Source organism: Methyloversatilis discipulorum (genome assembly GCF_018780585.1).
GTDB classification, from domain to species: Bacteria; Pseudomonadota; Gammaproteobacteria; order Burkholderiales; family Rhodocyclaceae; genus Methyloversatilis; species Methyloversatilis discipulorum_B.
In genome coordinates this window covers 22,203-30,440 of the sequence record NZ_JADMJL010000040.1, presented here as the reverse complement: position 1 = coordinate 30,440, position 8,238 = coordinate 22,203, and the positions used below count along the sequence as shown (strand labels likewise).

General features: G+C 66.8%; 4 protein-coding genes. 3 read left to right on the top strand and 1 reads right to left on the bottom strand.

Translation table 11 applies throughout. The features are described from left to right. Positions 1–164: 164 nt before the first annotated feature. The gene (locus IV112_RS16805; protein WP_304005377.1) at positions 165–1,187 is read right to left on the bottom strand and encodes a GGDEF domain-containing protein; all 1,023 of its coding nucleotides are present in this window, start codon (positions 1,185–1,187) and stop codon (positions 165–167) included. Positions 1,188–1,342: 155 nt separating this feature from the next. Here IV112_RS16805 and IV112_RS16800 point away from each other — a divergent pair, with 155 nt between their 5' ends. The 3 genes from IV112_RS16800 to IV112_RS16790 are packed head-to-tail and all read left to right on the top strand — an operon-like array spanning position 1,343 to position 8,230. Continuing rightward, on the top strand, positions 1,343–2,206 hold the full coding sequence (locus IV112_RS16800) for a PhnD/SsuA/transferrin family substrate-binding protein (RefSeq protein ID WP_304005380.1): 864 nt from the start codon (positions 1,343–1,345) through the stop codon (positions 2,204–2,206). A gap of 9 nt (positions 2,207–2,215) precedes the next feature. Continuing rightward, positions 2,216–4,513 (top strand): ATP-binding protein, encoded by a 2,298-nt coding sequence (locus tag IV112_RS16795; RefSeq protein WP_304005374.1) that lies wholly within the window; start codon positions 2,216–2,218, stop codon positions 4,511–4,513. 33 nt (positions 4,514–4,546) lie between these two features. Then, complete coding sequence (locus IV112_RS16790) at positions 4,547–8,230, top strand: DUF748 domain-containing protein (RefSeq protein ID WP_304005371.1); 3,684 nt, start codon at positions 4,547–4,549, stop codon at positions 8,228–8,230. The last annotated feature ends 8 nt before the right edge of the window (positions 8,231–8,238 follow it).

The following is an 8,238-nucleotide window of genomic DNA, read 5'->3' as shown; positions in this document are numbered from 1 at the left end:
ACCGGCCTGTCACGCCGGGGGTCGCGGGTTCGAGTCCCGTCCACTCCGCCAACATAAAGTGCTCTGCAATATCTGCAGGGTGCTGACGAAGAAGGCCGCGAAAGCGGCCTTTTTTGTTTTCTGCGTCCCGCAACGGGATCGCCTTGAGACCACGCCGCCCTAGCTCAGAACAGCTCGATCTCGCCGCTGTTGTTCACCTCCTCAAAAACGCCCGCCTTGACCAGTGCTTCGTACGAATGCACCTGGTTACGCCCGTTGTGCTTCGCGTGATAGACCGCGCGGTCGGCGCGATCCACTGAGCCGCTGGCGTTGTCCATCAAGCGCAGACGGGTGAAGCCGACGCTGGCGGTGACATGGCCGACCTGCGGAAAGGCGAAGGCCGACAGCTGCTGGCGGAAGAAATCGAAGGCAAGGTGGGCTTCGTCGTCGTGCTCGGCGCGCAGCAGCACGATGAATTCTTCGCCACCGAAGCGGTAAAGGTATTCGCTGTGGTGAAAGGCGGTGCGCAGGATTCGAGCGACCAGCAACAGCACCTCGTCGCCGATCAGGTGACCGAAGGTGTCGTTCACGCGCTTGAAGTGATCGACGTCGATGACGCCCAGCCACCAGGTCGGCGTCCCCTCCACGTCTTGCCTGTTGTCCGCCATCGTATCCAGACACTTCAGGAACTGTTCGTCGAAGGTCTTGCGGTTCAGCAGGCCGGTCAGGCTGTCACGTTCGCTGTAGTCGAGCAGGCTGATCTGGTTGCGATAGATCTTCAGCAGACCCTCCACGAGGCGCAGCTGCACCGGCAGCAGCGGCTGTTCGCTGATCAGTTCGATGATGCCGAAACGCCGTGCGCCCGCCCAAACCGGAAACAGATTGAGCCAGGGGCCGTCGTGGCCGTTCATCGGCAGGTCGAGCAGCGGTTCGTCGCAGCCGAAGGCCTGATCGAACTGCGGGCGGGCGGACAGGGCGGGCAGCGCATCGAGTGGAGTCCAGCTCGGATCGCCGGCACGCATGCCGCTCCCTTTGATCATCCCTGCCTGCAGCAGCAGCCGCAGATCGGAGACGTCACCGACGCAGCGATACAGATTCAGTTCGATCGGGTCGAGCCAGTCGCCCAGTACCGAGACGAAGGTACTGTCGATAAGGTCGCGATCGCGGTAACCGGTCAGGTTGGCGACCGATCCTATGAGGTCAGACATGGCGGTGTGCGGGCTGGTCTTTTTGCGGGGTTCGTGTGGAGTATCGGCAGCGCGACGGCGCGACTTGAGCGCTAGAATCGGCCACAACCAGCCGAGGGCGTGCGCGTGCGCATCCCCGCGGATTCACCGCCGAGCGGTAAGCACAGGGCCCGTTGATGATCGTTCTCTCCATCCGTCGCGCCGCCTCCGCACTGGCGATGCTGCTTTGTCTGTCGGGTGCGCCGGCGCTGCATGCGGCCTGTGCGCTCGACGGCGTCATCACCGTCGGTGTCGTGCCGCAGCAGGCGGCGAGCGATCTGGCGCAGGGCTGGATTCCGCTGTTGCGCGAGGTGTCGGCCGTCAGCGGCTGCGAATTCCGTTTCGCGACGGCGCCGACCATCACCGAGTTCGAGAAGCGACTGGCCCGTGGCGAATACGCGATCGCCTACATGAACCCCTATCACTACGTGGTGTTTCATCAGGCTGCCGGCTACCTGGCGTTTGCTCGCGAGAAGGACCGCAAGCTGCGCGGGCTGATCGTCGTCCGCAACGACAGTGCCATCGCGTCGGTGCAGGAACTGGACGGCAAGGAGGTCGCCTTTCCGTCGCCGGCGGCTTTCGCCGCCACCGTCATTCCGTTGGCCGAACTGAAGCGCGGCGGCATTTCGGTGAAGCCGCGCTTCGTTGCCTCGCACGATTCGGTTTACCTGAATGTTGCGCGCGGGCTGGTTGTCGCTGGCGGCGGCATCGAGCGCACGCTGGAGGCGATCGACGCCGGCGTCCGTGATCGCATGCGCGTCATCTGGCGTTCGGCAGAGTACCCGCCGCACGCCTTCGCCCGTCTGCCGGGCGTGCCGGAGTCGGTGGGCAGGGAGTTCGTCGACGCGATACAGAAGGTCAGCAGTTCGGCGCCCGGCGCCGAACTGCTGAAGCAGATCGGCTTCAAGGGCGTCGTGAGCGCGCAGGATCGGGACTGGGAGCCGATACGTGCGCTCGATATCCGGGTACTCGATGCATTGCTGGCCGAACCGGTGCGCTGATTCCTGTTGATGAAGATGCGCGCCTTCAGCCGCATGTCCTTCCGCTGGAAGGCCATTCTCGGCATCGCCCTGATCGAGGCGCTGACGCTTTCGGTGACGATATTCGGCGCGCTGGGCCAGATGGCCAGTTCGCAGGCCGATCTGATCCAGCGCAGCGCGCAGATGGCGATGTCGCTGTTTTCGGCCGCCGTGTCCGACGCCCTGATTGCAAGCGACCTGGCCAAGGTCGAAGCGGTGTCCTCGGATCTGGTGTCGCGGCGTGAGGCCGTGTTCGTTCGGGTGCTCGATCAGGACGGTCGCGAGGTGGCGGCGAAGGGCGATGCTGCGGCGCTGGCGCGGACCTTCAGCGCCGACAGCGACCCGCTGGCGGAGGGCTCCGACAGCTTCGCCGTCAGCGCGCCCATCATGGCCGGCAGCGCGCGCATCGGCGAAGTGCAACTGGGCATCGACAACCGTCAGGCGCGCAGCGAACTGGCACAGGCGAAGCGGCTCGCGGCCGTCGTAGCGGTCGTTGGCATGGGGCTCGCCGCGCTTTTTTCCTGGCTGCTGAGCAGCTGGCTCGCGCACGGCATCCGGCGATTGTCCGACGGCGCGCAGCGCATCGCTTCGGGCCAGCTCGACGCGCGGGTGGACGAGAGCGGCGAGCAGGAACTGCAGGTGCTGGCGCAGTCGTTCAACGGCATGGCCGTGTCGCTGCAACAGCGCGAGGATGAACGCGAGGCGCTGCTGCAGCGCGCCGAACAGGCGGTGGCCGATGCGCGCGAAGCCAGCCGCGCCAAGAGCGCCTTCCTCGCGGCGATGAGCCACGAAATCCGCACCCCGCTGAATGGCGTGGTCGGGCTGGCGGCCATCCTCGCCGACAACGACAGCCCGCAACGGGCGCGCGAGCATGGCCGGCAGTTGCGCATCGCGGCCAGTCAGCTGCGCATGATCGTCAACGACATTCTCGACTTCTCGAAGATCGAGGCCGGCAAGCTCGATCTGGAACACATTCCCTTCGCCATCGGCGACCTGCTGGAAACCTGTCACGCCTCGTTTGTCGCGCAGGCACAGGACAAGGCGCTCGCTCTGACGTTCAAGCTGGCGCCGGAAGTGCCGCCGGCGCTGTGCGGCGATCCGACGCGGCTGGCGCAGATACTGAACAACTACGTGTCGAACGCGCTGAAGTTCACCGCACACGGTCGCGTCGACGTCGAGGTCGCGTTGTGCGAGCGGGCGGGTCAGCGGGTGCGCCTGCGCATGACGGTGCGCGACACCGGTCGCGGTGTGTCGTCTGACGAGATCGACGCGCTGTTCGAGCCCTTCGTGCAGGCCGACGCATCGGTGGTGCGCAGCCACGGCGGCACCGGCCTCGGCCTGACCATCTGCAAACGGCTGGCCGAGGCGATGGGCGGTCGTGTCGGCGGCAGTGGCGCGCCGGGCGAGGGCGCCACCTTCTGGGCCGAGGTCTGGCTCGAACAGGTGGAGGACGGTGCGCTGCCGACGGCTGCCGAGCAGATATCCGCGGTTTCGCTGGCCGATCTGCGCGTGCTCGTCGTCGATGACATCGCGGTCAACCGGACGGTGGCGGTTCATCTGGTCGAACGCGCGGGCGCGCACGCTGAGCAGGCCGTCGACGGGCGGCAGGCGCTGGAACGCGTCTGTGCCGGTGGCATCGACCTGGTGCTGATGGATATCCAGATGCCGGTGATGGACGGCAAGACTGCGACGCGCGAGATCGTCGCCCGCCTGGGCGCTGCCGCGCCGCCCGTCGTCGGCCTGACCGCGCACGCGGTGACCGAGGAGCGCGACGAGTGCCTGGCGCTGGGCATGCGTGCCTACCTGACCAAACCGGTCGACGCGCACGCCTTGCTCGGGGTGCTGGCGACCACCGCCGCCGGCCGCGGCGACGTGTTGCAGACCATGGCGCCGGCAACGGTCGAGCCCGTCGCGGAACCGGTCACCGATGAGGCGCGACCTGCGCTCGATCTGGCCGCCGTGCGCCAGCAGTTCGATGGCGATCTCGCGCTCTACGGCGAAATCCTCGCCACCACGCTGGGCGAGGTCAGGGCGCTGCGCGACGCACTGGCGGCGCGCGTCGGCGAACCGGCTGCCGACATCGTCCGCCAGATTCATGCGCTCAAGGGCGTCTGTCTGAACCTCGGTTTTGCCCGCGCCGGCGTTGAGGCGGCGCGGCTGGAACGCGCACTGCGCGACGCCAGTCTGTCGCCGGAACAGCTGCCCGACGCGTTGCGTGCATACGTCGTCGTGCTCGACGAAGCGCTGGATGCGGCCGCACGACATCTTGCAGCCGGCCCCGCGTCATAATCGCCCCGTTCATCCGCCTGGATCCGCTTGCCCATGTCGCTCACCGCCCTCTTTTCCCGTCCCGCCGTACGCAAGACCTTCATCGGCATCGTCGCTGCAACCGTGCTGTTCGGTCTGCTCGGTGCGTTCGCGGCGCCGCATCTGGTGCGTTCGCTGGCCGAGAAGCACGGTTCCGAATTCCTCGGCCGAGCGCTGACGCTGCAGGCGGTGTCGATCAACCCCTACACGCTGGAACTGACGGTGTCGGGGCTGAAGATGCTGGAGGCCAACGGCAAGGACGAGGCGGTGACGCTGGACAGCCTGACCGTCGATGTCGAGTGGGCGTCGCTGTTCAAGGGCGCACCGGTGGTGCGGGCGGTACAGGTGGAGCGGCCCTGGCTGCGCATCGTGCGTCTCGACGAGGACGGCCGCTTCAATTTCAGCGACGTGCTGCAGAAGATTCTCGACCAGCCGCCGAGTGAGGAACCGGCGCGCTTCTCGATCAACAACATCGTGCTGCGCGACGGCCGCGTCGATATCGACGACCAGCCCTTCGCGCGCAAGCATGCGATCAGCGACATCCAGATCGGCCTGCCCTTCGTGTCCAACCTGCCGTCCGACGTCGAACTGTTCGTCGAGCCCTCGATCGCGGCTCGCATCAACGACGCGCCGTTCTCGATGAAGGGCAAGGTGCGTCCCTTCATCGACGAGCGCGAAGCGACGATGAAGGTCGAGTTCAACGCGCTCAACCTCGCGCGGTTCGACGAATACTCGCCGGTGCCGCTGGGCTTCCGCATCAGTTCCGGCCTGCTGGACACCGACATCGAGCTGGGCTTCCGCCAGCCCAAAGAGGGCGAACCGCGCATTTCGCTGCAGGGCACGCTGGAGCTGCGCGATCTCGAACTGGACAGCCGCGACGGCAAGCCGCTGTTCAAGCTGCCGGCACTGGACATGGTGCTGAACGAGATACAGCCGCTGGCCGGCAAGGTGGACATCGCCAGCATCCGCATCGACCAGCCGGATTTCGAGGTCGCCCGTGCCAAGGACGGCAAGCTGAATCTGCTTGCCCTGCTGCCGCGCCCGCGTCCCTCTGCGGCAGCACCGGAGAGCGCAGCGAGCGCGCCGGCCATGGCACCCGAAGTGAAAATCGGCCTGCTCGAAGTGCTGCAGGCGCGCATCGCCTTCAGCGATGAAGTGCCGGCCAAGCCCTTCAGTTACGTGATCGAGCCGATGGACATCGTGCTGCGCGATTTCTCGCTGCAGGGCGACGCCCCGGCGACGCTGGTGATCGCCGCGCAGGCCGAGGGCAATACGCGGCTGGCGGTCGATGCAAAGCTGCGCGCGAGTGCGCCCGACATCGAGGGCGAGCTGACGCTGAGCGGTGTCGAGGTGCCGCGCTTCAGCCCCTACTTTGCCGACCTGATCAACTTCTCGGTGGATCAGGCGGACGTGCGCATCGGTACGCGCTTCGGCCTGCGACTGGCCGACGGCGCGCCGCAGGGCGAGGTGCTGGTGACCGAGGCGGGCGTGGCCCGTCTCAAGCTCACGCGTCGCGGCGAGAAGAACGCATTTGCCCAGGCCGACGACATCGTCGTAAGCCAGGCGCGCATCGACCTGTCGACGCGCAAGGTCGCGGTCGGCGCACTGGATCTGCTCAAGCCGCGTCTGCGCGCGGCGCGTCAGGCCGACGGCGACATCGATCTCGCCGGTCTGGTGCGCCCCTCGTCAGCGGCGGCGGGGCCTGCCGCGCCGGCGGCGTCCGCTCCGGCATGGACCGCGCAGCTGTCGGCGCTGAACCTGAAGGACGGCGCGGTCCGCTTCGAGGACCGCACGCTGACGACACCGGCCGTAGTCGAGCTCGACCGGCTGTCGCTCAAGCTGGAAAACGTCGGCACCGACCTGAAGCAGAAATCGAAGCTGGACCTCGGCTTTCGCGACGCCAAGGGCGGCCTGTTCGGCGTACGGGGCGGCTTTTCGCTGTCGCCGGTACAGGCCGACCTGAAGATCGATGCGCGCCGCCTCGACCTGCTGGTCGGCCAGCCCTGGATGGCGCAGAAGCTGAATGCCGAACTGCTTGCCGGCGTGCTGAGCCTGCGCGGCGACCTCGCACTGCAGACGCAGCCGACCGGCGACTGGACACTGGCGTGGAAGGGTGAAACCAATGTCGAGAACGTCCACCTGACCGAAAAGGTGAACGCTTCCGACCTGCTGAAGTGGCGCTCGCTGTTCGCAGGCGGCATCGCGCTGAAGCTGGACAGCCGCAAGCCCGATCTGCTGGCCGGACTGTCGATCAACGAAGTCGCGCTGTCGGATTACTTCGCCCGCGTCATCGTGTCGCCGCAGGGCCGGCTGAACCTGCAGGACGTGGTACGCAAGGACGGGACGGCTGCGACCGCGCCGGTGGCCGCCGCTCCGGCCGCCAAGCCTGCTCCGGCACCGGCTGCCCCCCCGGCGGCGTCGCCGGCCTCCGGCAGCCAGAGCGCGGCACTGGCACAGATGATCAATGCGGCGCGTCCGCCGATCGACGTGAAAACCATCGTGATGCAGGGCGGCCGCGTCGATTTCAGCGACTTCTTCATCAAGCCGAACTACCGTGCCCAGCTGTCCGAACTGGGCGGCCGCGTATCCGGCCTCAGTTCTGCATCCGGCACCGCCGGCGAGGTGGAACTGCGCGGCCTGGTCGAAGGTTCGGCGCCGATCGACATCACCGGCCGCATCAATCCGCTGGCCGAGGCGCTCTTCCTCGACATCAAGGCCAGTGCGCGTGGCATCGAGCTGGCGCCGCTGTCGCCCTATTCGGGCAAGTACGTCGGCTACGGCATCGAGAAGGGCAAGCTCAGCGTCAACATTGCCTACAAGATCGAGAACGACCAGCTGACTGCCCAGAACAACGTCATCCTCGATCAGCTCACCTTCGGCAACAAGGTCGACAGCCCGGACGCGATCAAGGCGCCGGTGCTGCTGGCGGTGTCGCTGCTGCAGGACCGCAACGGCGTCATCGACATCAACCTGCCGATCAGCGGCTCGCTGTCCGATCCGCAGTTCTCCATCGGCGGCATCGTCGTCAAGGTGATCGTGAACCTGATCGTCAAGGCGGTCACCTCGCCATTTGCGTTGCTCGGTTCGCTGTTCGGCTCCGAGGCCGATCTCGATCACGTCGCCTTCGAGCCGGGTCGGGCGACGCTGACCGACACCGCGCGCAGCAAGCTCGACACGCTGGGCAAGGCGCTGACCGACCGACCGGCGCTGAAACTGGAAGTGACCGGCCGCACCGATCGCGCGACCGACATCGAAGGCTACCGCCGCGCGCTGCTGGAGCAGAAGGTACGTGCGGTCAAGGCGGCGAAAACCAAAGCCTCGGCCGAAACCACGACGGTGTCGCCGGAGGAATATCCGGATCTGCTGAAGGCGGTCTACAAGGCGGCGGATTTCCCGAAGCCGCGCAATCTGGTTGGTCTGGCGAAGGACCTGCCGGTGCCGGAAATGGAAAAGCTCATCCTGACCAATACCGAAGTCAGCGACGAAGACCTGCGCCTGCTCGGCCTGGCGCGTGCGCAGACGGTGAAGGACTACCTGACGCGCAAGGCCAAGGTCGAGGACGCGCGCCTGTTCGTGCTGGCACCCAAGGCAGGCGAGCCGGCCGCCGACGGAGGCAAGCCGGCCGACGAGGGGAGCAAGCCGGCCGGCGGCAAGGACGCGAAGACGGCGCCGAACCGCGCCGACTTCTCGATCAAGTAAGAAGGCGG

Bases quoted from the DNA above. Each gene is read 5' to 3' on its own strand.
- IV112_RS16805 (WP_304005377.1), bottom strand. From the start codon at position 1,187: ATGTCTGACCTCATAGGATCGGTCGCCAACCTGACCGGTTACCGCGAT.
- IV112_RS16800 (WP_304005380.1), top strand. From the start codon at position 1,343: ATGATCGTTCTCTCCATCCGTCGCGCCGCCTCCGCACTGGCGATGCTG.
- IV112_RS16795 (WP_304005374.1), top strand. From the start codon at position 2,216: ATGAAGATGCGCGCCTTCAGCCGCATGTCCTTCCGCTGGAAGGCCATT.
- IV112_RS16790 (WP_304005371.1), top strand. From the start codon at position 4,547: ATGTCGCTCACCGCCCTCTTTTCCCGTCCCGCCGTACGCAAGACCTTC.